This window comes from Rothia sp. P4278, assembly GCF_048512945.1.
In the GTDB taxonomy this organism is placed as follows: domain Bacteria; phylum Actinomycetota; class Actinomycetes; order Actinomycetales; family Micrococcaceae; genus Rothia.
Window position 1 is genome coordinate 826,583 of record NZ_JBLXXU010000001.1, and the last position, 23,751, is coordinate 850,333.

Annotated in this window: 20 protein-coding genes; 1 reads left to right on the forward strand and 19 read right to left on the reverse strand. The window is 54.8% G+C overall.

Annotation, left to right across the window (positions count from 1 at the left end; translation table 11 throughout):
- Positions 1-346: 346 nt before the first annotated feature.
- From ACN085_RS03715 to dinB, 19 genes are all read right to left on the reverse strand, one after another.
- On the reverse strand, positions 347-646 hold the full coding sequence (locus ACN085_RS03715) for a YggT family protein (RefSeq protein WP_419110644.1): 300 nt from the start codon (positions 644-646) through the stop codon (positions 347-349).
- Positions 647-660: 14 nt separating this feature from the next.
- Positions 661-1,344: a cell division protein SepF gene (locus ACN085_RS03720; protein ID WP_419110645.1), complete on the reverse strand. Its 684-nt coding sequence runs from the start codon at positions 1,342-1,344 to the stop codon at positions 661-663.
- 141 nt (positions 1,345-1,485) lie between these two features.
- A complete protein-coding gene (locus ACN085_RS03725; RefSeq protein ID WP_419110646.1) occupies positions 1,486-2,298 on the reverse strand; it encodes a YggS family pyridoxal phosphate enzyme in 813 nt (270 codons plus the stop codon).
- 25 nt (positions 2,299-2,323) lie between these two features.
- On the reverse strand, positions 2,324-3,124 hold the full coding sequence (locus ACN085_RS03730; RefSeq protein WP_419110647.1) for a polyphenol oxidase family protein: 801 nt from the start codon (positions 3,122-3,124) through the stop codon (positions 2,324-2,326).
- 111 nt (positions 3,125-3,235) lie between these two features.
- Positions 3,236-4,444 carry a cell division protein FtsZ gene (gene ftsZ, locus ACN085_RS03735; RefSeq protein WP_419100060.1) on the reverse strand — a complete coding sequence of 403 codons (1,209 nt, stop codon included), beginning with the start codon at positions 4,442-4,444 and terminating at the stop codon, positions 3,236-3,238.
- A gap of 192 nt (positions 4,445-4,636) precedes the next feature.
- Entirely contained in the window at positions 4,637-5,584 is a 948-nt protein-coding gene (locus ACN085_RS03740; protein ID WP_419104248.1) for a cell division protein FtsQ/DivIB, read from the reverse strand.
- A complete protein-coding gene (gene murC, locus ACN085_RS03745; RefSeq protein ID WP_419110648.1) occupies positions 5,584-7,074 on the reverse strand; it encodes a UDP-N-acetylmuramate--L-alanine ligase in 1,491 nt (496 codons plus the stop codon). Before murC ends, ACN085_RS03740 begins: the two co-directional genes overlap by 1 nt.
- Positions 7,071-8,168 carry an undecaprenyldiphospho-muramoylpentapeptide beta-N-acetylglucosaminyltransferase gene (gene murG, locus ACN085_RS03750; protein WP_419100057.1) on the reverse strand — a complete coding sequence of 366 codons (1,098 nt, stop codon included), beginning with the start codon at positions 8,166-8,168 and terminating at the stop codon, positions 7,071-7,073. The genes murC and murG overlap by 4 nt, the downstream gene beginning before the upstream one ends.
- Before the next feature lie 100 nt (positions 8,169-8,268).
- Entirely contained in the window at positions 8,269-10,119 is a 1,851-nt protein-coding gene (locus tag ACN085_RS03755; protein ID WP_419110649.1) for an FtsW/RodA/SpoVE family cell cycle protein, read from the reverse strand.
- Between the two features lie 97 nt (positions 10,120-10,216).
- Positions 10,217-11,752: a UDP-N-acetylmuramoyl-L-alanine--D-glutamate ligase gene (gene murD / locus ACN085_RS03760; RefSeq protein WP_419110650.1), complete on the reverse strand. Its 1,536-nt coding sequence runs from the start codon at positions 11,750-11,752 to the stop codon at positions 10,217-10,219.
- Entirely contained in the window at positions 11,752-12,870 is a 1,119-nt protein-coding gene (gene mraY / locus ACN085_RS03765; protein ID WP_419100054.1) for a phospho-N-acetylmuramoyl-pentapeptide-transferase, read from the reverse strand. The genes murD and mraY overlap by 1 nt, the downstream gene beginning before the upstream one ends.
- Positions 12,871-12,891: 21 nt before the next feature.
- Positions 12,892-14,487 (reverse strand): UDP-N-acetylmuramoyl-tripeptide--D-alanyl-D-alanine ligase, encoded by a 1,596-nt coding sequence (locus ACN085_RS03770; RefSeq protein WP_419110651.1) that lies wholly within the window; start codon positions 14,485-14,487, stop codon positions 12,892-12,894.
- Between the two features lie 14 nt (positions 14,488-14,501).
- Positions 14,502-16,196 carry a UDP-N-acetylmuramoyl-L-alanyl-D-glutamate--2,6-diaminopimelate ligase gene (locus tag ACN085_RS03775; RefSeq protein ID WP_419110652.1) on the reverse strand — a complete coding sequence of 565 codons (1,695 nt, stop codon included), beginning with the start codon at positions 16,194-16,196 and terminating at the stop codon, positions 14,502-14,504.
- A gap of 82 nt (positions 16,197-16,278) precedes the next feature.
- Positions 16,279-18,150: a peptidoglycan D,D-transpeptidase FtsI family protein gene (locus ACN085_RS03780; protein ID WP_419110653.1), complete on the reverse strand. Its 1,872-nt coding sequence runs from the start codon at positions 18,148-18,150 to the stop codon at positions 16,279-16,281.
- 87 nt (positions 18,151-18,237) lie between these two features.
- Positions 18,238-18,894 carry a hypothetical protein gene (locus ACN085_RS03785; protein ID WP_419100050.1) on the reverse strand — a complete coding sequence of 219 codons (657 nt, stop codon included), beginning with the start codon at positions 18,892-18,894 and terminating at the stop codon, positions 18,238-18,240.
- Positions 18,891-19,886 carry a 16S rRNA (cytosine(1402)-N(4))-methyltransferase RsmH gene (rsmH, locus tag ACN085_RS03790; protein ID WP_419104240.1) on the reverse strand — a complete coding sequence of 332 codons (996 nt, stop codon included), beginning with the start codon at positions 19,884-19,886 and terminating at the stop codon, positions 18,891-18,893. Before rsmH ends, ACN085_RS03785 begins: the two co-directional genes overlap by 4 nt.
- Before the next feature lie 48 nt (positions 19,887-19,934).
- Positions 19,935-20,369, reverse strand: a complete 435-nt coding sequence (mraZ, locus tag ACN085_RS03795) for a division/cell wall cluster transcriptional repressor MraZ (protein WP_419100048.1) — start codon at positions 20,367-20,369, stop codon at positions 19,935-19,937.
- 294 nt (positions 20,370-20,663) lie between these two features.
- Positions 20,664-21,056 (reverse strand): DUF3040 domain-containing protein, encoded by a 393-nt coding sequence (locus tag ACN085_RS03800; protein ID WP_419104239.1) that lies wholly within the window; start codon positions 21,054-21,056, stop codon positions 20,664-20,666.
- A gap of 144 nt (positions 21,057-21,200) precedes the next feature.
- Positions 21,201-22,412: a DNA polymerase IV gene (dinB, locus tag ACN085_RS03805; protein WP_419110702.1), complete on the reverse strand. Its 1,212-nt coding sequence runs from the start codon at positions 22,410-22,412 to the stop codon at positions 21,201-21,203.
- A 186-nt stretch (positions 22,413-22,598) separates the two neighbouring features.
- On the opposite strand from dinB, the gene ACN085_RS03810 reads away from it, so the two are divergent.
- Positions 22,599-23,711 carry a polyprenyl synthetase family protein gene (locus ACN085_RS03810; RefSeq protein WP_419110654.1) on the forward strand — a complete coding sequence of 371 codons (1,113 nt, stop codon included), beginning with the start codon at positions 22,599-22,601 and terminating at the stop codon, positions 23,709-23,711.
- The last annotated feature ends 40 nt before the right edge of the window (positions 23,712-23,751 follow it).

Below are 23,751 nucleotides of genomic sequence, written 5' to 3' on the forward strand. Positions count from 1 at the left end.
TTTTCTAATCTTTTGCTTCGCCCGTAGTGTCCCCGGTGCGCAGGTTCGTATGCTGATATCAAGCTTTTAGGTGATAGCTAGCAGGCTAGCTCATCTTGAGCGCTGTGAAACTTTTTAAAGTTGCTTGGCGCTAACTTAACGAAGCTCGAACTTTCAGAGCGCTGAAAGCTCGGGTAGACCCCTATTTACTACAAGATAAAACTACCTGGCAAATGTAAAAGTCGCAACATTTGTAGCGGGTATTACCTTTATCTGGCCTACAAAGTAGCCGTTGTGCTGGACATTTCTAGGTCTTTGCTCTGGTCTTATATTGAGCTTCACGCAACTAGCTGTCTGACTAGTGGTTTTAAGAAAAGCTTGCTGTCAAAGAGATCAGAAGCTGGTAACCAATAAACAGGGCCATCAACAGAATCATAAAGCCAAGATCCAGGGAAAATGATCCAAGGTTCAGGGGCTTGATGTAGCGCCGGGCCAGGTTCATGGGTGGATCTGTTACTGAGTAGACCAATGATGCCAAAATCAAAGCTAAGCCGCGCGGTCGCCAGTATCTCGCAAACATCTGCACCCAGTCAAAGACTAACCGCACCATAAAGAGCACGATCAGAAAGTAGACCAGGACTGCTAGGACAGCAAAAATGTAACCCATGTAAGGTCTCTTGACTAAATCTGGTTAAAGGGAGTGGCTTCGTCGCTGTCTAGCGCAACAGGTACCTCAACACCTTCAGCGCCCAGAACCTCAAGGTTGGCTGGGGTCAGCAGAAAAACTTTGTCAGTCACACGCTCGATGTGGCCGTTGAGTGCAAAAGCAAGACCTGCTGAAAAGTCGATTAGACGCTTAGCGTCGTTATCCCCCATATCGGTCACGTTCATGATGACCGGAATGTTTTCGCGGAAAGACTCCCCAATAATCTTTGCATCGTTGTAGGACCGAGGGTGAATCGTGGTAATGCGGCTCAATTCTTCACTGCTTTCTTGGTTGGGTAGGGCTACTGCTGTTTGGCCGGAGTGGGAGGATTGAATAGGAAGAGGCTCCCAGGAGTTCCCCTCTTCGCTGGAAAGATCTTCGGGATTTTTTGAGTCAACATAGCCTGCCCGGTCACTTTGGTGCCGCGAATTCTCCGGGGAGATTCCCCGCAGAACGTCACGTTCAGCTGTTTCTGCATAGACAGTCTCAGCGGGGCGATCCGACTCGTAGGCATACTGTTCGTATCGGTCATCAGCCTCAAAAACGGTTTCTTCATAGACCGTTTCGGGGTGACGGTGGGCTTGATCGGCCCTGTCGTCATCGTGCTCAACTTGACCCAAGCCTAAATAGGCCATGGCCTGATGTAGTGTGCGAGCCATCTATGCCCTCCCTCTGAACGGCTACATATACCGCTCTCTGCGGTATTTTTGCCTATGTTCCAACAACCTTTTACAGTACCAAAAACTCCGCCTTATTTCGTGCAGGCCAGCCACAGCATTGCCTTCCTATTCGCGGTGAAATTAGGCACTTGGCCGGGACCCCATAATTTTCGATCCCACACGAACTGTAGTTGCCCCCCAGTATATAGCCGCCTCCAAATCTTGACTCATACCTGCTGAAATCTCAGTTGCTTCGGGGTGTCGCTCCTGTAGTTTTTGGGCATAGCCGTAGAGCCGTTCAAAGGCTGCATAGGGGTCCTGCCCAAGAGGGGCCACCGCCATCAAGCCGCCCAGAGTCAGCCCCGGCGAGTTGCTGATAAGCTCAGCCAGCGACTCAATATGGTCAGGAGCCGCACCGCCCCGATACCCCTGGGCAGCCTGCCCAGCAGTGACAAGACCCGACTCTTCAAGACTTACCTGGATCAGACAGCGCAGGCCACCATGCTTCATGCCTGCGGGCGCTTGACATTCCCCCGCTTCATACCGTGCTAAGCGATTACCGTATGCCTTGGACAAGGCTGTCACAAGCTGTGCTCGGTCTACTGATTGAACCTCCGTAGCATACTGTACCGCTGACTTGGCTTTGTTGGTTTGGAGCTGCCCGATAAAAGACCAGTTCAACGGATCCGCGGAGCCAGTATAGGCAGCCAGTTCCTGTGCCTTAGCGGCGGCCTCCTGGTCCCGGTTCTCCCCCACGCGCCGCACTCCCGCATCATAGAGTGCCGCCACATCTGAGGCCGGGAAGAACTTTGTGACCACTACCAGCTCAGGAAGTGGGTCAGAGCTCACCCTGGCCCCACCGGCCTGTGCGGCGGCCTGCTCAATAGTTACCCGGACGCTAGCTAACCTCCCGGCAAGATCAGATGCTCGCTCCGCGCCGTACACCAATCCCATCTCGATACTCCCGATTCCTTGAACTCTAATTCTTCTCAATCCAGACTAGCCCAGCAATGCGCCCGGCAGGCTCACCGTTGAGGGTGTGCCCTCGGTGCGAGAAAACGTCATGGTTTTCAAAGGTACAGGCCCCGAGCTGGCTAGAAACAGCCCCCTCCCCTAAGAGCTTGACAAGGATAGCGCCTGCTCCAGCAGGCAAGTCCAAAGCAGGTGTCCCCCAGCTGGTCAGAGACTCCACCTCGGGCAATAAGTTAGCTGACTCATCACGCATCTGCTGGGGCACTTCGTAACATTTTCCGCAGATTGAGGGGCCCAGCCAGGCCCTTAAACCCACGGCACCTCGAGCTTTGAGGTCATCAACCTCACGCTGAATTACCCCGTCCAGCAGCCCCCTTCGCCCAGCATGGGCTACACCAATGATGGGGCTACCGTTGCGACTATCTTCACCGACAAAAACTATGGGAATACAGTCAGCAACCATGATAGCCAAGGGAACCCCCTGGCTAGAGCTTGCAGCATCCGCCACCGGAGCCAGCTCCAGGAGCTGGTCAGGCTCAGAACCCTTAGATACGATCCTTGGCCTCGAATCAGCATCGAAGATATCTGTACCGTGCACCTGGTTGAGGTAGATAAAGCCCTGCTCCCTCGCCCCGCCGAGTAGTTCACTTTCCAACTCCCGCCTATTCTCCAGAACTTCTTCAAGGTTCTCCCCCACATGTAGGCCTAAGTTACCAGCCCCTATCGCTGTAAAGCCGATGTGGACCCTCGATCCATCTGAGGTGTGTGCAAGGTGTTTAGAAAATAACCGCGCAGAGGTTGGAGGCATGACTGTCCTTTGTTCACTGACCATCTTTTAAATGCAAAGGAGGGTGAAAGCTGTTTCCAGCTTTCACCCTCACATCTCTTAGTCCTGCACTAAGCTACCGGCTACCGGGGCTTACTTGAGGAAGTCGGGCACATCGAGGGTGTCACGACGAGTTGCCTGAGTATCTTCAACAACGGGGGGAAGATCAACGTCAAAACCTGCGTTGGTGGGGATATCCGCACCGCTGCCGTTCCATGCGTTAGGAGCAGGTGCAGCACCAAAGCCATTGCCGGGAGCCACTGGAGCAGCTGAAGCGTTGCCGAAGCTCTGCTGGGTGCGAGCGGCCTGGGTGTTAGCTGCGCTGTTGTTGTTGGAATTGGTCTCGGGGTTTACCGAATCAAAACCTGCAGCAATAACGGTCACGCGAGCTTCATCGCCCAAGGCATCATCGATAACGGCACCGAAAATGATGTTTGCATCGGGGTGGGCAACCTCCTGAACCAGGCGTGCGGCTTCGTTGATTTCAAAGAGGCCCAGGTCAGAACCACCCTGAATCGACAGTAGAACGCCATGCGCACCGTCGATAGAAGCCTCCAGTAGCGGGGAGGCGATAGCCAGCTCAGCTGCCTTAACAGCACGGTCTTCACCCGATGCCGAGCCGATACCCATAAGTGCCGAACCGGCACCTTGCATAACGGACTTAACGTCTGCAAAGTCAAGGTTAATCAGACCGGGGGTGGTGATGAGGTCAGTGATACCCTGTACACCCGAGAGCAGAACCTGGTCAGCCGACTTGAAAGCGTCGAGCATAGAAACGTTGCGGTCTGAGATAGACAGCAGGCGGTCGTTAGGAATGACAATGAGAGTATCAACCTCATCGCGCAGTGCTGCGATACCGGTTTCTGCCTGATTGGAGCGACGACGACCTTCAAAAGTAAAGGGGCGGGTGACAACGCCAATGGTCAGGGCACCAAGAGAGCGAGCGATACGGGCTACAACGGGAGCGCCACCAGTACCGGTGCCACCGCCTTCACCAGCGGTGACGAAAACCATGTCGGCACCCTTGAGGACCTCTTCGATTTCCTGTTCGTGATCCTCAGCTGCCTGACGACCAACATCGGGGTTAGCGCCTGCACCAAGACCGCGAGTCAGCTCACGGCCTACATCAAGCTTGACATCGGCATCTGACATCAGGAGCGCCTGAGCGTCGGTGTTGATGGCGATAAACTCAACGCCTCGCAGACCAACCTCAATCATGCGGTTGACGGCGTTGACACCGCCGCCACCAATACCGACGACCTTAATAACTGCCAGGTAGTTCTGGGGAGTTGTTGTATCCATGGATTCCCTACTATGTTTACTGTTTTCAGAGCAAATCAACCTTAGATTTAAGGTTGAATTTGGCACAAAACTATTGATTCAATCAATGAAAGATTATCAACTTCACCCAACAATGTCGCCCCAGTTTTACCTCAGGCCTTATTTTTCTCAGAAAATCTCTAGGTAAAGAACAACCTTAGGTAAAAGTTGAAACTATTTGACGGTGGGGACAAGGGGACTTGAGACGTCATAGGTTTGGACCGCAGTTTCTGCACCCACAGATGTCATCAGCTGAACTAAAACCTTAGCTTTAAGTTCACTTTCGTCTGGAGTGCCCCATACGACCTTCGTTCCGTCTACCATCTCCAGGGTGATAGTCGAAGCGGAATCGGCCTTAGCTTCCGATACCTGCGACAGGATAGAGGTCGGCAGAGCGGCCAGCACTGTTGTTACGGTATGGAAGGCCCCGCTCCCCAGAATCTCGAGCCCGCCACTGACCAGAGGAACCCCAGCAGCTTCAACAGAAGGAGCTGTACCAAGCTGTACACCCTCGTTATCGACGAGAACAAAAATCCCCTCATTATCAACAACTGCAACCGGAACTCGTTCACGAAGCTGGACAACTAGCTCATGAGGCGGTTTAGCTTGCAAGGTAAGGCCGTAAAGTACATTCTCATTACCAATAAGCGAAGCTACCTCAGACTCTGTAATTTGGGTCATCGGCACACCCTCAAGTTGCTTGAGTTGCTCTTGGATAGTTGCTTCATCAAGCAGAGAGGCTCCCTCCACCTTGATAGTGCGGGTTGCCAACAAAGGTGAAAAGAAGACAAGGCCAATAAATAGAGCTGCAAGAGCCAGCAAGGCCAAACTTGCATACAGCCAGTTCTTCCAATTCCAGCGATTCTTTCGCCGTGAGTTGAGGGCAATAGGGGCAGGTTGGTTGCCCCCATCCTCTGCGATGACAGGATCAGGAGAAATCTTGCTATGGTTTTGACGCCATTGAGCAAATTTGCTGTTCTCTGAGAGATCAACCAAATTGTCATTCGACTCTTCGAGCTGTGCAACCTTGGAAGAGTTCAGCCTAATACGCGGTTTACCTGCCTTACCTGTTGCCGAAGAAGTAGCTTCATCAGCTTGTGGGCCCTGATTGCGCTCCTCCACTAGCCCCGCACACTTTCACGATCAGAGAGCTTGTGCACGAGAACCTGACTAAGGTTCGTTACATCCCCTGCGCCCACCGTCATAATGATGTCGCCCGGTAAGGCCGCGGCGACAAGGGCATCTAGTGCCTCATCGACGTTAGCAGCATAATGGACCTCAGAGAACCCCGCATCGGTGATCAAATGGCTGGTAACACCCTCAATGGGCTGTTCGCGCGCCGGGTAGATATCTACAACGTATGACCGATCAGCTTGAGCTAAAGATTCCGCAAATTCACGAGCAAATTCTTTGGTCCGCGAGAAGAGGTGGGGCTGGAAAATAACATAGAGGTTATGCCCCTCAGCTACTGTCCGCCCGGTTTCTAGGGCCCTATGCACTTCGGTGGGATGGTGGGCATAATCGTCAAAGACCTTCACACCGGCCGCCTCACCGCGTAGCGTAAAGCGACGGTCAGTGCCCGAAAATTGGCTGAGCGCACCAACCGCGGCTTCAGGGCTCGCACCTGCTATCAGAGCGCACACAAATGCAGCTGTAGCGTTAAGCTGGTTATGAATCCCCGGGACGGGAAGGGTCAGAGTAATATGCCCGCTGTGAGCTTTATGGGCTACTGTAAAATCCCACACAAGGTTTGATGAGCATTCGGTGCCTTCAGAGGTGATACCTGTAATCCGCACCATGGCGTCTTCACTCTCCCCGTAAGTCACAACATGCACTCCAGCTGCAAGTGCGCGCGAGGCAAGCAAGGCAGAACCACGGTCATCGGCGCAGGTCACAAAGACTCCACCGGGAGCCATAGAGGAAATAAAGCGATGGAAAGCCTCAAATACCCGTTCATCTGTGCCGTAAAAGTCGAGGTGGTCGGGTTCTGCGTTAGTAATCACCGCAATCTCAGGGCGGTAGCGCACGAAAGAACCGTCAGATTCATCGGCCTCTGCCACAAACCAGGAGTCCGGCCCTGCCGCCCCCAGGTGGGCGTTGGTGTTAAACCCGGCAATAGTTGACCCAACAGCAAACGAGGGTGCCAGCCCCAGACCGTCGAACATCACAGACATCATAGAGCTGGTCGTAGTCTTGCCGTGGGTGCCCGCCACAGCGATAACCTGTGAATCACGCATGGTGGCCGCAAGTGCCTCTGAACGATGAAGGATACGCAGGCCCCGAGCGCGGGCCTCCGCCAGTTCCGGGTTAGTTTCCTGGATAGCGGTTGAGATGACCACGGTATCAGCGCCAGCGATGTTCTCAGCAGACTGCGGGACCGAAACTTTGGCCCCCAGTTCCCTCAAGGAGGCAAGAGCCGGGCTTTCTGCCTGGTCTGAACCGCTCACGGCCATACCGGCGCTCAGCATCAAACGGGCAACAGCAGACATGCCAGCACCACCGATACCCACAAAATGTACTGCCCCTAGCTCAGAGAGCACAGGCCGTTCCGGGAAAGGAGGGTTAAGAGGTGCCGGAAGATCAATCGAAAGATCCAGCAATGAGTCAGTCATGCGCGAGCCGCCTTCAATACTTCTTCTGCCATCACCTGCGAGGCATCACGGATGCCGTGCCGGTAGGACTTTTCTGCCATGTCGCTAAGTTTAGCCTTATCTGCAAGAAGCGCCGGGACATTAGCCCGGAACCAGCTAGCAGTGAAATCTGAGTCCTTGACCAGTATGCTGGCACCCGCAGATACCAAAGACTGCGCATTTAGGGCCTGCTCGCCATTACCGATAGGCAGAGGCACAAAAATTGCGGGCAAACCGACAGCTGCAATCTCGCTGACGGTTGCCGCGCCGGATCGCACAATCATCAAATCCGCTGCAGCATAAACGTCTTCCATAGATGTCACGAACTCCACCTGGCGGTACCCGGGTGCCTGCCTAAGCTCACCGGCAGCATCTTTAAGCGCCTTATCGCGCCCGGTGATATGGAGCAGCTGGTAACCGGCAGGCTGAACCTCATCGATAATCTCAGAGATAGCACGGTTGAGGTTCAAAGCGCCGAGCGATCCACCCGTGACAACCAGAGTTGGTCTATCGGGGTCAAGCCCCAGACGTTCACGTGAGCCTTTTTGAGCCTCTGGCCGGTTAAGAGAGGCAATGTTCTGGCGCATCGGCATACCCACAGTTCGCGCCCCGGCAATGGGGGTATCGGGGAATGCAGTGGCCACCAGGGCAGCTTTCCTAGCACCGGCTTTGTTGGCCAACCCGGGCTTAGCATTTGCCTCATGAATAACCACAGGAATATTTAGCTTGTGGGCAGCAAGGTACATGGGTGTGCAGACATATCCACCGACACCGACCAGGACGTCCGCTTTGGTATCGCGCAGGATGCTCTCCGCCTGCTTTAGGGAACCGCGAAAGCGCAGGGGGAATTTCAGAGCTTCGAGGCTGGGACGGCGGGGGAAAGGAACCTTAGGGATAAAGCTAATCTCAAATCCAGCTTCGGGAACCAGGGTAGCCTCCATGCTGTTTTCGGTACCTACCGTAAGAATCCTTGCCTCCGGCTCACGGTCTTGGATAGCCCGAGCGATAGCAAGCATAGGGTTAATATGCCCGGCAGTTCCGCCACCGGCAAGCACGACAGTAGGTGCATGGGTCATAGGATATTTCACTCCCTTAGGGTTCAGTTTCGCCCCTTAAGTTTACGCGTCATGGGCTCTTGGCACACTTTGAGCGCAAAGGGTTCAGTGTAACCTGCCCTTATTTTTTGTGATTAGGTAAATCTCGTGCCTTGCGGATGGTACGCAGGCCTTGAGGAACTTTCCGCTCTTGTGGGGCTAGGCGCTGAACATGGGCGCTCCCCTCAGCAGGAGCCTGTTTTACCTGATGCTGGGGTTTAGGAGCTGGTGCAGTGGTGCCTTCAGCGTTTGCTGGAGGCCGTGTGGCTGAGCCAGAAGCCTGAACTGAGCCAGAAGCCTGAACTGAGCCACTCTGGTATGAAGCCGGCGGCTTCTGCTGAGTCCGCTGAGGACGAAGGGGTTCACCGGTGTTTAAGCGCGGTGCAGTAGTCGCTAGCTTTTGGCCTCCAGGCACAGGAGCCTGCCCCGGCCTTCTTGTCTGCTGTCGCGGTACCGAAGCCTGGCTCGCACCCAGAGCTGACGCCTTTCCTTGCGAGCGGTTATGACTTTTACCATTGGGGCGAGCCTTGCCTCCATCAACGAGGGCGTTCCACCGGTCCAGGAACTTTTCAAGGGTCCACCCGGCACCATCGGGGTCCTTGGCTAGTGCAATCTGTTCTCGAGCAACCACACGCCCAAGAGCCACGCGACGGGCATCGTCCTTTTGCTTCTTGGCGTTTACCAGGCCGGTACGTTCCCCCACAATCGGGTTAAGTGGGGTCTGCCGGGCGAAGGCAATCAGCACGCCCACACCAAATAGCACGGAGACCAGAGAAGAACCACCGGCAGAAATGAAAGGCAAGGGCACACCAATAACGGGCATGATGCCAACGACCATGCTGATGTTTAGCAAAGCCTGACCGGCTATCCAGGTGATGATGCCAATGGTCGCGTAACGGATAAACAAATCTGAAGAACGCAAAAGAATACGCATGGAGCAGTAGATGAGGGCAGCGTACAAGAGAATCAGAGCTACCGCGCCCACCAGCCCCAGCTCTTCACCGATCACAGCAAAGATGTAGTCGTTGTGGGCCTCGGGAAGGTAATTATATTTCTGACGAGACTGGCCTAAGCCAACCCCCCAGAACCCACCGGTTGCCAGCGCTGCCAAGCCTGAGTTTGCCTGATCACAGGTTGCTTCCTGGCATTCGCTCCAGAAAGAAAAGGTGTTAAGGATACGCTCGATACGGTTAGGGCTGGTTACTACCAGAGCAAGAGCCCCAATCAAGAGTGCCACAATGCCGATGCGGACCGTTGAAGGCGACGGGCGCGCAGCCATGAAGATAGCTCCGAAGAACATAACGTAAATCAGAACCGTCCCAGCGTCGTGACCGGCCAAAATGAGAGCCACGACCAAGCCAAACCCCAGGATCGCGGGAAAGAGCGCTTTATAGAGCGCCTGACCAGTTGTCCCCCGGTCAATTCTGCCCTGGCGGGAGTATACGGAGGCTAACCACAAAATCATCACGGGCTTGGCGAACTCAGAAGGCTGCATACTGAAGCCAAAAACATTCAGCCAGTTGCGATTACCGTTAACCACACTTCCAAAAAACATCACGGCAACGAGAAGGGCAACAACAACCAGCATCGCGAGGTTAAGTGCGAGAGGGGGCCTATAAAACCTAACAGGTACCAGGAACCCCACAATCAGCATGAGCAGGATGCCAACCGCAGCGAATACCCCCTGGGTGCTGGCCTGCCCATAGGGAGTGTGCCCCACGGAAATCTGCTCCACACTTGATGCCGAAAGAACCATCATCACACCAAAGATAGATAGAACAAACGCAGCAACAGACAGGACGATGGGCACATCGGTCAGCACCATCGAGCCCAACCGTGTTTGGGCCTGCTCCCAGATATCCCGGACCTTGGTGATCAAACCGCCCAGCCGGCTCTGCTGATTCTTCGATGATGGGGAGGCTGTAAGGTTCATGCTCCGGTTCTCTTCTCTTCAGTCAGGTGGCACTCACCCGGCGGGTTAGATGCTGGAAGAAGAGCACCGAGACGTATCGGTGCTCCCCCTGTTAGTACTAAGAATTAATCTGGTTCACAAGATCTGCTACCGCGTCGATGAAGGCATTGCCTCTATCGGCGTAAGAAACGAACTGGTCCATAGAAGCCGCTGCGGGGGCCATAAGAACCGTGTCATTCTGGGCTGAGAGTTCGTGGGCTTTAGCCACAGCAAGTCCCATGACGGCTCTTCCGTCACGAGCATCAGCTAGGAGCGGGCTCTCAGTCATGTTATAGACGGGCACTGCCGGTGCCTGCTTAGCCAAAGCTGAAATCAGGGCAGCGGTATCGGTTCCGATGACCACAACGGCTTTGAGCCTGTCCTTATGTTCGGCTACCAACTCATCGTAGGTAACTCCCTTGGAAAGCCCCCCGGCAACCCAAATCACGGGCGTGAAAGAACTCAAAGACGCGTTGGCTGCGTGCGGGTTGGTGGCTTTAGAGTCATTGACCCAGAGCACCCCGTGAGTATTAGCCACAAGCTGGATACGATGAGCACCCGGCTGATAGTTCAGTAGGCCCGCTTTGACCTCCTCGGGAGAGATCCCGGCAGCTCGTGCCAGGGCAGCGGCGGCCAGCGCGTTCTCCACCGTGTGTCTGGTGGGGAGCTGCCCGGTATCGGCAACCTCTGCCAGCTCTAAAGCCTGGTTGCGGCGGTCATCGAGGAAAGCACGATCAACGAGTAAACCGTCAATAACACCGACCATAGAAAGCCCGGGGGTATCAGCCCAAAAACCGATAGCTCGTGCGCCCTCAACTACGTCAGCTTCTTCAACCATCTGAACAATTTCTTGCTGGTTGGCGTTAAAGATGCAGGCAACCTGAGTGTTCTCGTAAATGCGTGCCTTATCGGCCAGATAGTTGGCGTAGCCTTGGTGCCAGTCCACGTGGTCCTCCGCCACATTCAGCACAACTGAAGCGAGCGGTGACATGGAGTAGGTCCAGTGGAGCTGGAAACTAGAGAGTTCAACAGTGAAGAAGTCGTAATCAACCGGGTCACGCAGGGCATCGAGGATAGGTGTACCCACGTTGCCCACCGCGATAGCCTTGTGACCTGCCGTTTGCAGAATTGATTCAGTCATGCCAACGGTGGTGGTTTTGCCATTGGTACCGGTGATACAGAGCCAGGGTGCTAGGGTTCGCCCCTGCCTCTCACGCAGTCGCCAGGCAAGTTCAACATCTCCCCAGATTTGGATTTTCTGGCCTACAGCATCGGCCAGGATGCCGATGGTAGGGGCAAGCCCGGGTGAGGTCACGACGAGCTCTGCTGGCTGACCGTCTACCAGGGGAAGCGCTTCCATAGCGTCGGGCCCCAGTACAGACCCGGCAGAACCAACAATCGCCAGGGTGTCTGCTTTGCCACGGGTGACCTCGTTATCATTTCCATCGACGACAACAACACGAGCTCCCAGTTCAATCAGGGTGTCTGCTGCTGAGAAACCGCTGATACCAAGACCCGCCACTACAACACGCAACCCAGCCCAGTCAGATTCCCAACGGGTTAGCGATTCAAGTCGCTCGTAGCCGTACACGGGATTAGCGTTTGTTGCCTGCATTAGAAGGCACCTCCGTTGATAATAAGCCAGTCGCCGTAGAAAATACCGAGGGCTACCGCTACAAAGAGGCCCGCCAGAATCCAGAAGCGGATAACGACGTTGACCTCGGCCCAGCCCTTCAATTCAAAGTGGTGCTGGAGGGGAGCCATACGGAAGATGCGCTTACCACCACTGAGCTTGAAGTAACCCACCTGCAGAATAACGGAGATAGCAATCGTCACGAAGAGCCCAGCGATGATGGGCAGGAGCATCTGGGTGCGGGTAATAATGGCGAAAGCAGCCAGTGCGCCACCCAGGCCCAATGAGCCGGTATCTCCCATGAAGATGGTTGCCGGTGAGGTGTTCCACCAGAGAAAGCCGATGAGGGCACCAATCAGTGAAGCGGCAAGAACCGCCATTTGGCCGGAATCAGGAACCTCATAGCAGACCCTGTCCAAGGAGCCGGGAACGCACAGGTGCTGAGCCTGCCACATAGAAATCAAAAGGTAGCCACTGAAGACCATAATGGCTGCGCCGGTTGCCAGGCCGTCTAGACCATCGGTCAGGTTAACCGCGTTAGTGGTTGCCGTGGCAATCAGATTAGCCCAGATAATGAAGAGAATCATGCCAATAAGAGGGCCAGCAAAAGCCAGGTTCAGCCAAGAGATATCACGGGTGAAGGATAGGTGGTAGCTGGCAGGTGACCAGCCCCGGTCATCCTTGATCAGGAGAACACCTACCGCAAAAAGCGTGCCGATGAGCCCCTGCAGAATAATCTTGCCCTTAGGTGTCAGGCCTTCGCTTTGCTTCTTCCAAATCTTTGAGAAATCGTCAATGAAACCCACGCCGGCCATGCCCAGCATAAGGAACATGGTCAGTAAGACCGAAGCGGAAGGGGCCTGCCCCACGCCTGTCAGCAAGGGGGTCAAGGCCATGGAAAGGAAGAAACCGAGTACGGTGGCTACCATCATCACCACACCACCCATAGTGGGGGTGCCGCGTTTAACCTGGTGTGATGTGGGCCCGTCTTCGCGGATGAACTGTCCGAATTGCTGCTTGACCAGCCATTGGGTATAGACCGGAGTCGCTGCAATCGAAATGATCAGGCCCAAAGCCGCAGCCAACAAGATAGAAATCATGTGGTGTCTTTGCCTTCCCAGTTATAAGTTGTCTGAAGTGTTGGTGGCAGAAGCAGTTTCTGCACCACTGAAAGAGTTTAGCGGTTGTGCAAAGTCACCGGCGCTCTTCCAGGGCTGATTTGAGCCTTTTGAGCTCACCGGTACGGTGAGGTTGCCCTCAAAGTCTGCAACCTGTTGGCCTAGAATGCCCAGGCCAGCTCCATTTGAGGACTTGAAAAGTACAATGTCGCCTGGTTCAAGCTGGCCTTGCAAGAGTTCGAAGGCCTCTTCGCCGGTAGCAACCCAGGTTGCCTCATTCCCCCAGGAACCTTCCAAATGGGCGGTGTTATATATCGGTTTAGCGATCTCGCCCACTGCAATTAGTTTGGAGATGTTGAGTCGTACAGCGAGCTGGCCGATTCGGTCGTGCTCGGTGAGGCTCTGCTCCCCCAGCTCCAGCATGGCTCCCAAAACCGCCCATGTTCTGTTGGTGCCGGGTTGCCGGCCCAAAGAAGCAAGAGTTTGCAAGGCTGCTGTCATGGATTCGGGGTTAGCGTTGTAGGCATCGTTAATGACGGTTACGCCATCGGCCCGGTCAGTGCGTTGCATTCTCCATTTAGAAGCTGCGGCAGAGGAGATAAGGTTCTGCGCAATGACGTCGGTTGGGATACCAGCTTGGTAGGCAAGGGTAGCTGCCGCTAGCAGGTTGTAGACGTGGTGCTCACCGATGAGCTGGGATAACACCTCATACCTCTGCCCATCAGGGAAAATAAGCGTAAATTTAGGTTTGCCTTGGGAGTTCGTGCTCAGGTTTTCCGCAATCACACGTTCCTCGGTTACCCCGGGGTTGGACGTGGTGGTCAGCTCAGCTTCTCGACCCGCCACACCAAAGTAAGTCACGGGTGTACTTGCACGGTTAATCATGCGTCGTACCCTGTAATCGTCAATGTTGAGTCCCAACCCATGACGAACACCTTCAGCCATTTCGCCCTTGGTTGCTTCGATCTTATCGACGCCCCCAAATTCACCGGCGTGAGCGGTACCAACCTTGAGGATAATTCCGTAGTCAGGCTGAATCATGTCAGTCAGGTAGCGAATGTTGCCGACCCGGTCTGCCCCCATTTCAATGACCAGATAACGGGTATCTTCCTCCGCACGGAACACGGTCAGTGGAACCCCCACCTCACCGTTGAATGAGCCGACTGGTGCCACGGTCTTGCCCACTGCTCCAAAGATAGCGGCCAGGAGGTCCTTGGTCGTAGTTTTACCCGCTGAACCGGTAATACCCACCACGGTTACCTCACCACGTTCACGCAGACGAGCAAGGATGAAGGCGGCCAGCTGCCCCATCGCCAGGACAACGTCATCTACGAGTACTGAAGGGTAGGGAACCCCAGCTTCGTCCTTGACCTCGCGCTCCACCAGAGCCAGCCGTGAGCCCGCAGCAAAAGCCTGGGGTAGGAAATTGTGGCCGTCAGTCACTTGACCCGGCTTAGCTAGGAAAAGGCAACCGGCAGTGACTTGGCGGGAGTCGGTTGTAGCTGAGGTACACGAAATAGCAGCCGCCTCCGCTTCGGATAGGCCCAATAGGGTTCCTCCCACAGCGGCGGTAATCTCAAGGGCAGACAGTTCAATCATGGGTTTACCTCAAGCTACTTCTGTTCGTTCTGATAAGCGGGTAGGACGCTGTAACCAGCGGCCAGGAGCGCACATGCTGTTTCGACTCGGTCATCGAGTTCAAGGTCTGTTCCAGCTACGTCCTGAGCCACCTCGTGCCCTCTACCAGCAATAAGGATAGAGTCTTCGGGACCGGCCAGTTCAATAGCCCGGGTGATAGCGGCTGAACGAGGCTCGATATTGAACACCTGCTGAGCTCGGGCCCCGCCTTCAACGGCGGCCAAGGCACCTGATTCAACGGCCTCACGGATCGGGCCAGGAGCTTCATGGTGCGGATCATCGTCGGTCACGATTACGATGTCGGCGTAGGATGCGGCAATCTGCCCCATGAGAGGCCGTTTGGTCTGATCCCGTTCACCGGTGGCGCCGAAGACGATAATAATCTTGCCCTTGGGATTAGCTGGTTCGATTGCTTCAAGAGCCCGTTTAAGGGCATCGGGATTATGGGCAAAATCGACCAGTGCAGTCGGAGCGGTAGAAATGAGCTGCATCCGCCCAGGGACCACGGGCGCCAGAGTTTCAGGGCGAGAGAGCTTCTCTGCCACCTGGCTCCGCTCCCCTTCATGCTGGACAGACTCAAAGACCATCAGGGCAGCTAGAGCAGCATTTGAGACGTTGAAGTCCGCAGGGAGCTGAGTCGAGCTTGCCAGTTGCAGGCCGTCCCCGCGTTCCAGCACAAAGCTGTGTCCGATTCCGCTCCGCTGAACCCGAATCAGCTTCCAGTCGGAAGGCCCTAGCGCAGACAGCTCCGCCCCGGCTTCAAAGCCAGCACCCCTCTTGGTCGCCAAGCGAACGACGGCGCGGCTCCCCAGATTCTTGATAGCACGGTCAGCCATCTTCTGACCCCACTCATCGTCAACGGTAATCACCGCACGGCGGGTACGTTGGGGGGTGAAAAGCTCGGCCTTGGACTCAAAATAGTTCTCCATGGTGCCGTGCAAATCTAGGTGGTCTTGGGTCAGGTTGGTAAAACCAGCAACATCGTATCGAATGCCATCAACACGCCGGTAGTCCAGAGCGTGTGAGGAAACCTCCATAGCTGCGCTGCTGATACCCTGCTCACGCATGAGCGCAATCAAAGAATGGACGTGGGGCGACTCCGGGGTTGTTAGCTTGGAAGGAATTGCCTGGCCACCAGCCAAAATCTCAATGGTGCCAATCAAGCCCGTGGTGTGGCCCAGAGCCTGCATAGCTGAGTTAATCATGTAGGTGGTAGTTGTCTTGCCGTTGGTTCCAGTCACGGCAAAGAGTCGGGGTGCTCCCCCGTTTGCAGGCTGAGAACCGTAGATACGAGCAGAAAGTGGCCCAACCGCTGCCCGTACGTCGGCGGTCACAATCACGCCCAGTCCCTGCGGCAAAGCCCCGTCCTGCTTTATAAGTTCAAGGCCATCAGCATCAGTCAAAACTGCGGAAGCCCCACGCTCTAAGGCCGCAGCAATAAAGGTAGCACCGTGAGTCTTTGCCCCCGACAGAGCAACATACAGGTCACCTTTCTGAATCTCACGCGAGTCCAGGGTGATACCGCTAATAGGCGCAGCGGCTTCCTGCACATGTCGTGCCTCCTGCCCCAGATCGATCAGCCACTCAGCAACCTGCACACAGCTGGTGCGGTTAACCTGACGGGGGCGCAGAGTCTGTGCGCTACCGTTGAGCAGTCTTTGATTGTTCACGGGGTTTCCCTCCAGGTATAGCGAGTGAAATTAAAACTTTATCTGGCGCTCTGGGCAGCGCCCCTTATTCGTAGCCTCTACTTTAGCCGGTTTCATCGTGACCCTCGGCAAATTTGGGGGTCAGCTGAGGCTCCGTTGAAGAACGCGGCACGTTATAGGTGTGCAAGGTCTTCTCCATAATCTCAGCGAACTGCTCGGTTGTGTTAGCTAGGCCTACAGCGGCGGCTGTTGTTTGAGGGCGATGGATCGTGACAGAGACCAAAAAGCGCGGATCTTCCGAAGGCGCAACCCCCACAAAGGAGGTAGTCCAACCGTCATAGGTCGATGAGTTCTTTCCTACGTTTTCAGCGGTGCCGGTTTTACCGGCAACCCTGTAACCCTCAACCTGGGCACCCTTGGCACCGCCCTCGTAGACAACGGCTTCCATAATGCTCAGGGTCTTGCGGGCAGTTTCCTCGCTAACAATTCGGGTGCCCTCCTCAACAGGGCGTTTTTCCTCGGTCCCCTGATTATCGAGAACAGCATCGATGATGCGGGGCTTGAGCATGACGCCCTTGTTAGCAATGGCCTGATAAATCATGGCGGTCTGGAGGGCCGTCTGAGCGATACCCTGGCCAAAGAGCACGGTGTACTGCTGGCGGATATCCCACTCCCGCCAATCACTAACCAGTCCCTGAGACTCACCGGTCAGCTCAACCCCTGTGAAGTCTCCCAGGCCAAATTTCTTGAGCCAGTTATAGCGCTGTTCTTTGGTCAGTTTGCTCCCCATCATCACGGTACCCGTGTTCATGGAGTCTGCGATAATTCCAGTTACGGTTCGCTTCTGGGCAGGGTGAACGAAAGCATCGGTAATGGTCTGCTGATCAATCACTAGCTCGGCGGGCACGTCAAAAACCGTCTCGGGAGTCACTAGCCCCTCATCAAGAACCGCAGCGGTGGTCAGGATCTTCTCCGTCGAACCCGGCTCAAAAACCTGAGAGATAGCACGGGGATTCATATCTGCAATCTCGAACTTATCAGAGCCAGGATCCATGGTAGAAGAATCCGCGAGCGCAAGGATAGAACCATCACGGACATCCATGACAATGGCAGTGCCCCACTCAGCTTTGAGCTCATCAGCACGCGCCTTGACAACCTGCTGAGCAAAATACTGAACGTCTTGGTTGATAGTAAGGCGAATGTTTTTACCGTCTTCAGCGGGTGTGTTCTGTTCATCTCCGATAGGGATACGGATACCGTCAGCTGAGATTTCATAGACTCGCAGTCCGTCCTTACCCGCCAGATGCTCTCCCATGGTTCGTTCAATACCCACAGAGTTATTGGCGGTTCGGGTTTGGTTACTGGTCCCGTCAACGGCTTCCTCAACGATGCTGTAGCGACCTACTACTGACCCAGCAACCTGCCCGTTGGGGTACTTACGTTCGCTCAGAATCTCACCGTATATATAGGGAGCACCCAGTGCTTGAACCTTGTTATAGATAGCAGGAGTGACATTATCTTTAACTACCTTGTATCGCAGGGTGCCGTCCAAGGCGTTTTTGACATCCTCATCTTTCATCTCAAGGATATCGGCTAGCTCGTAGACAAGCTCGGTGGCAGTTACCTCAACTGGCTTGTTGCTCCCCTCCTCGTACCTTTTGAAGGGGCCAACTGCGGACTGATCAACGGTGATGTTATACCTTTGGACGCTTCGAGCCAGGACGTTACCGTTGATATCGAGAATTTCCCCTCTCAGGGCGGGGATGACCTGCTCGCGGGTTCTTTTCTTCTTTGCAGCATCCGCTAAGCCGTCGGGGTCAAGCCCCTGTAGGTAGGCAAGACGAGCACCCACAAGACCAAAACCAGCGGCCGCGATAGTGCCGGTTAAGAATCCACGGCGCCCTACAGTCTGTTTTATCCCCTGAACGGGATCTTCATACTGCGAGCCCTTCATGGTTCCACCTGGTTCTGTCACGGTATCTGTCTTCCTGGTTGTTGCGCTGATGCTGATGCGCTGAGGTGCCTGCCTTCTTAGGCAAGCACCTGAGCGTATAAGCCATGGTTACCGGTTGGCGGGTGCGCTGGAGGGAGCGGAAGGCTGAGGCGAAGCCTTGGATGATGCTCTAGCCGATGCTTTAGCTTTAGCCTTTGCCTTAGCTTCTTCTTGCTTCTTGCGTTCCTCCTTCTTGCGCTCTTCCTCGGCCTGGGCCTGAGCTTTCTCATAGGCTTGGGTATCGGACAGAGCCGGAGGGGCAATACGGTTTTTGCTTTCTGCCTGACCCTTCTCAGCTGCCATAGGAATACCGGTAATCTCTCCCGTATTTAGATTCAGCGTAGCTTGGCTTGAACCTGCTACCAAGCCAAGCTGGCTGGCGCGGATGGCCAGATCCTGGGGTGCCTGGTAGTACTCAATCTCCTGAACAAGCGCTTCATTTTCCTGGCTGAGAGCCTGCTCTTGCGAACGAAGCTCCACCAGCTTGTACTGACGAGACGCCATGACGATGCTAAGTACAAGTACAGTGAGCAAAGCAACCAGCATTGCACCCAGGGCAATGAAAACACGCCAGCGGTTTGACTGCGCTTTCAAAGACCGAGAACGAGACAGGGGACGACGTGCCGGGCTGGAAGTCCCAGCCTCAGCAGGGACCACAGTCAGGCGCGGTTTAGCATCCGCTGTACCAGAGTCAGCTGCAATAGGGAATCGGGGTTCCGCGCTCATGGTTTTACCTTAGTGGTCTTGATTTTTTCTGCTGCTCTTAGTTTTGCTGAGGCCGCCCGCGGGTTTTCTTGAATTTCTTGCTCTGTGGGAGGCTCAGCACCCCGAGTTATAATCTTAAGTTCGGGTTTGTGTTCCTCAAGCTCCACGGGGAAACCCTTGGGTGCACTCGATGTTGAACGTGCGGTGAAGCTCCGCTTAACAATTTTGTCTTCCAGGCTGTGATAGCTCATGGCAACACACCGACCACCCATATTCAAGGCATCAATTGCGGCGGGGATAGCTCGTTCGAGCGCATCAAGTTCATGGTTAACTTCAATACGGAGCGCCTGGAAGGAGCGCTTAGCGGGGTGACCGCCTTTACGTTGTGCGGCAAGAGGAACAGCCTGCTGGATAACCTTAACCAACTCACCCGTCGTTTCAAAAGGCCGTTCAGCGCGGGCCGCCACGATTCTCTGAGCGATGCGGGCAGCAAACTTTTCCTCGCCCCACTGGCGAATAATACGCCGCAGTTCAGTCTCTTCGTAAGTGTTCACTACGATTGCTGCGGTGAGTTCTTCCGTGCCGTCCATGCGCATGTCCAAAGGTGCGTCGTAGGAGTAGGCAAAACCGCGTTCACGTTCATCGAGTTGCATGGATGAAACGCCCAGATCAAAGAGAACACCATCGACCTCGCTGACACCGGCTTCCTCCATAGCCCGGGGAATCTCATCATAGACGGCGTGTACCGGGATAAAGCGCTTACCAAAACGAGCAAGGCGCTCACCTGCCAACCGGTGAGCCATGAGATCACGATCGATACCAATCAGGGTCAGCCCCTCAAATCGTTCCAGCATAGCCTCTGAATGCCCACCCATACCGAGTGTTCCATCAATAACCACAGCACCTGGGCGGGAGATTGCGGGCGCAAGAAGGTCCAGGCAACGGTCGAGCATGACCGGAACGTGCCTGTCTTTGGCAGCCTTGCCGGGTGAGATGTTCTCTACCTGAGTCAAGGTTTTAGCTCCTTGCAGTGGTGGTTGGTTGTCAGCTAGTGAAAGTCTTTAGAGCATGAGCCCCGGAAGAATGTCCTCGTCTGTTTCTGCAAAGCTTTCCTCTTGTTCCCGGAGGTAGGTTTCCCAAGCCTCCGTACTCCAGATTTCAGCCCTTGAACCTGCGCCGATGACCGTGAGCTCCTTTTCAAGCCCGGCGTAGTCCCGCAGATTCTGAGGAATAGTAATTCGTCCCTGTTTATCGGGGACCTCATCTGAGGCTCCCGATAGAAAAACTCTAATGTAGTCTCTTGCCTGCTTTGAAGACAGCGGGGCCGCACGCAACTGCTCATGAATACGTTCAAACTCAGAGACAGTAAAAACGTAGAGACAACGCTCCTGACCGCGCGTTAGGACAAGCCCAGGCTCAAGCTGTTCGCGGAACTTAGCCGGCAAAATGAGCCTGCCTTTAGCGTCAAGACGGGGAGTGTGCGTCCCTAGAAACATCACACCACCACCTCTTGCTCTCGTTTTTCGTGTGCTTCCGAACCCAACGGGAAACTACACCAGTATTGCTCTACCCCTCCACTTTACTCCACAATGCCCCACTGCATATACCAAAACTAGAATTTTCAATAAGTTTTTGAGCGTTTTCACACTCAAGCCACCGCTGAGGTTTATGCAGGTTCGTGCATTAAACAGGAATTCCTTTTTGCCTCTTAATTCGTTTAAAAACAGCAAATCTCTTTAAGGCACAAAAAACCGCCCGGTAGCTACCGGGCGGTCCAAAGAACTGCCTGCCTAAAAGCGTGTACCGCCTTGGCGCTTATCCCATTTCTCCTCTAGTCCCCTCATAAAGGATGAGGGCCCTTTAGAGGACCTGGGGGCAGATACTCCCTTTCCTGCCTTCGGGGAGGAGTTCCGGGGAGCGGTAGTTGCAAAATATAGGCCAGCACTAGCAAGGAGGAACCCGAGGACACCCACAATAATGAGCTTGCTGGCTACACCGGCGATGATCACACCCAAACCCAGGACAGCCCCCAGGGCACCTAGAACCAGGTGACGAGGTGATGCAGTCAAAGCGGGAGCCACGACATCCTGCGGCCCAGTCATAGTAGATGCGAAAGCAGGATCGTCATTGAGCTGCTTCTCAAGCTGAGCAAGAAGTTCTTTCTCGCGTTCCGATAGCGCCATGGCATCTCCTAGAGCTTGTGGAAAGGACTGGAAAGTTACCGAGAACCGCGCTCAAACGCAGGCCAGGTACCGAACCATTTCAGTCTAACCATCTTACATTTTGTCAGGCTAAAGACCCAAGAAAAAGCCGCAAGGGTTTGAATTTTATTCCAGGGGCCCTTTTCTTTGGTCGGCCATCAGCAACCGTGCAGGTATCAAACCTCTAGCCCCGAACTTTGCCTGGATGAGGTCCATGGTAGATTCAGCGCCCTGCCAATGCTGGTGGCGGTCAAAGTCACCCACATCGAGGTCATCCTGAAGCAGGGCGAGTTGCACCCCTGCACTCTGAGCCTCCAGCTTGTCAGCGCGTACCCCCAGCAGACGGATCGGCCGGTGAGAATTCCCGCGAGAGTCGAGAATTCCATTCCGACTGAGATAGGCCTGAACCGCTTCGAAGATCTGCCGCCCTGAGCTTGTTGCCCCCAGAAGAGGGCAGGATCGGGTCAGCGTCTCAAAGTTGGAATAACGAATTTTGATGCTCAGGCTACGGGTTTGCTTACCCGAAGCACGCAGACGCCGCGCGACAGTCAGGCACAGGCCATAGAGCTCAGTAGCCAGGACTGTGGCTTCTTGTTGGTCCTCAAGAAATGTATGCTCGGCTCCTATGGATTTTTCAACCCGGTGGTTTTCTACCGCACGACGATCAATGCCCCTCGACATCTCAAACAGATGAGTCCCGGCAGACAGCCCAAAGCGACTTTGGAGCCACCCTAGCTCGTACCCCCGAAGTTGCTTGACTGTATGTATCCCCAGTCCCTCAAGATGGGCAGAGGTCTTGGCCCCAACACCCCAGAGCCGCCCCACCGGCATAGGGTCCAAAAAATCCTGTATTTTGTGGGGCGGAATGACCCAGAGGCCCTTGGGCTTAGAAGCAGAGGAGGCCATTTTGGCAATAAATTTCGTAGAAGAAATGCCCGCTGATGATGGGAGCCCCAGTTCATCAGCTATCTGTCGCCGCGCCTTCTGAGCAATCTGTACAGGGTTGCCCTGGGCGCGGATAGCCGAGGTGAGATCGACAAAAGCCTCGTCTACGCTGACCTGCTCCACCCGGTCTGTAATCCGGTGCAGAATAGCCATGACCTTACGGGAGTAGTCACGATAGTTAGAGGATGGCTCAACCACAACAGCATTAGGGCACAGTTGCAAGGCCCTAGCTAAAGGCATGGCTGAGCCCACACCATACTTTCGAGCCTCATAGGAAGCAGAAGTGACCACAGAACGCGGAGTGTTCCTGGCGACAATGATGCTGCGCCCCTTGAGTTCTGGCCGGAAAAGCAATTCCACGTTCACGAAGAAGGCATCCATGTCAAGGTGCATGATAACGGGCGCTGGCTTCCTCAGCTGATAGCGCTCCCGACTCTCCCACCCCACCTGGCACCGACCTTTACAGCAATTAGAATATATGTTCTAACAATCTAGGTTAGTCGAGATACCCAAACTTTGCCAGACCAATCATTCAATCCACTAGACTGGTTACACCTGCTCATACCACCCAAGGACGCCATGACCCCCCAGCAAGCATCCGATCCCTCCTCTCTGGAAACCTCCCGCTATCTTGAGGCCTTGGAGCTTGAAAGACAGCGTTTCTTTGCGCGGCAAAGAGAAATTATGCTGGCTGTTTCCAAGGAGACTCTCCCTTTGCTTGACTCCATAGAATCTCTTTCCTCCGGAGGCAAACGACTACGGGCGCTTCTTGCCTACTGGGGATATCGCGGTTCAGGCGGTGCCGGTCTGACTCCATCTATCGTTAAAGCCGGGCTTGCTATTGAGCTCTTCCAGACTGCTGCGCTGATTCACGATGACATTATTGACGCTTCCGATACCCGCCGTGGTGCCCCCAGCCTACACCGCCGCTTTGAAGCCATGCACACTGACCTTAGCTACAAAACCAGCGCCGAAACTTTCGGCGTTTCTAGTGCAATCCTGGCGGGTGATCTGTGCCTTTCGTGGTCAGAGATGGTGTTCTCTTCTATTCCTGAGCTGACAGCACAGAGCGAAGCCCGTTTTATTTTTGACCTGATGAGAACCGAGGTTATGGCCGGGCAGTACCTCGATATTGTGGGTGAAGTTGTCCCAGAAGAAGAACCCGAGCTGGCCCTTGAACGCGCTCTCAACGTGATTCGTTTTAAGTCAGCAAAGTACTCCTGTGAACACCCTCTGGCCTTAGGCGGTGCTCTTGGGCAGGACCTGAAGCATGGGGAGCCGTCCTCCCTGCTCCATGGGTACCGGACTTTTGCCCTCCCCCTGGGAGAAGGTTTCCAGCTCAGGGACGATGTGCTAGGTGTCTTTGGGGAGCCTGAGACAACCGGGAAACCTGCCGGAGATGATCTCCGAGAGGGCAAGCGGACCGTGCTTACGGCGTTTACCGCCATGAAAGTTTCAGCCCAAGAACGAGCTTTCCTGGAGGAATCCTTGGGTTCCCCCCAGCTGGATCCCGCAACTATCACGGCCCTCCAGGACCTCATGCGAAATAGCGGCGCGCTAGAGGCCACCGAGGCAATGATTAGCGAAAAGAGCGAGCAGGCACTGACCCAGCTGGCAGAGCTGAGCATCGATGCAGATGTGATGCAGGCCCTCCGAGAAATTGCAGCTAAGGCTCTGAACCGTAGCTCATAAAAAGACCGGGGTGCCAGTAGCTGTATTCAGCACACCAGCA

Excerpts from the sequence above, each read along its gene's own strand:
- ACN085_RS03715 (WP_419110644.1), bottom strand. The coding sequence starts at position 646 with ATGGGTTACATTTTTGCTGTCCTAGCAGTCCTGGTCTACTTTCTGATC.
- ACN085_RS03720 (WP_419110645.1), bottom strand. The coding sequence starts at position 1,344 with ATGGCTCGCACACTACATCAGGCCATGGCCTATTTAGGCTTGGGTCAA.
- ACN085_RS03725 (WP_419110646.1), bottom strand. The coding sequence starts at position 2,298 with ATGGGATTGGTGTACGGCGCGGAGCGAGCATCTGATCTTGCCGGGAGG.
- ACN085_RS03730 (WP_419110647.1), bottom strand. The coding sequence starts at position 3,124 with ATGCCTCCAACCTCTGCGCGGTTATTTTCTAAACACCTTGCACACACC.
- ftsZ (WP_419100060.1), bottom strand. The coding sequence starts at position 4,444 with ATGGATACAACAACTCCCCAGAACTACCTGGCAGTTATTAAGGTCGTC.
- murC (WP_419110648.1), bottom strand. The coding sequence starts at position 7,074 with ATGACTGACTCATTGCTGGATCTTTCGATTGATCTTCCGGCACCTCTT.
- murG (WP_419100057.1), bottom strand. The coding sequence starts at position 8,168 with ATGACCCATGCACCTACTGTCGTGCTTGCCGGTGGCGGAACTGCCGGG.
- ACN085_RS03755 (WP_419110649.1), bottom strand. The coding sequence starts at position 10,119 with ATGAACCTTACAGCCTCCCCATCATCGAAGAATCAGCAGAGCCGGCTG.
- murD (WP_419110650.1), bottom strand. The coding sequence starts at position 11,752 with ATGCAGGCAACAAACGCTAATCCCGTGTACGGCTACGAGCGACTTGAA.
- mraY (WP_419100054.1), bottom strand. The coding sequence starts at position 12,870 with ATGATTTCTATCTTGTTGGCTGCGGCTTTGGGCCTGATCATTTCGATT.
- ACN085_RS03770 (WP_419110651.1), bottom strand. The coding sequence starts at position 14,487 with ATGATTGAACTGTCTGCCCTTGAGATTACCGCCGCTGTGGGAGGAACC.
- ACN085_RS03785 (WP_419100050.1), bottom strand. The coding sequence starts at position 18,894 with ATGAGCGCGGAACCCCGATTCCCTATTGCAGCTGACTCTGGTACAGCG.
- mraZ (WP_419100048.1), bottom strand. The coding sequence starts at position 20,369 with ATGTTTCTAGGGACGCACACTCCCCGTCTTGACGCTAAAGGCAGGCTC.
- ACN085_RS03800 (WP_419104239.1), bottom strand. The coding sequence starts at position 21,056 with ATGGCGCTATCGGAACGCGAGAAAGAACTTCTTGCTCAGCTTGAGAAG.
- dinB (WP_419110702.1), bottom strand. The coding sequence starts at position 22,412 with ATGCACCTTGACATGGATGCCTTCTTCGTGAACGTGGAATTGCTTTTC.
- ACN085_RS03810 (WP_419110654.1), top strand. The coding sequence starts at position 22,599 with ATGACCCCCCAGCAAGCATCCGATCCCTCCTCTCTGGAAACCTCCCGC.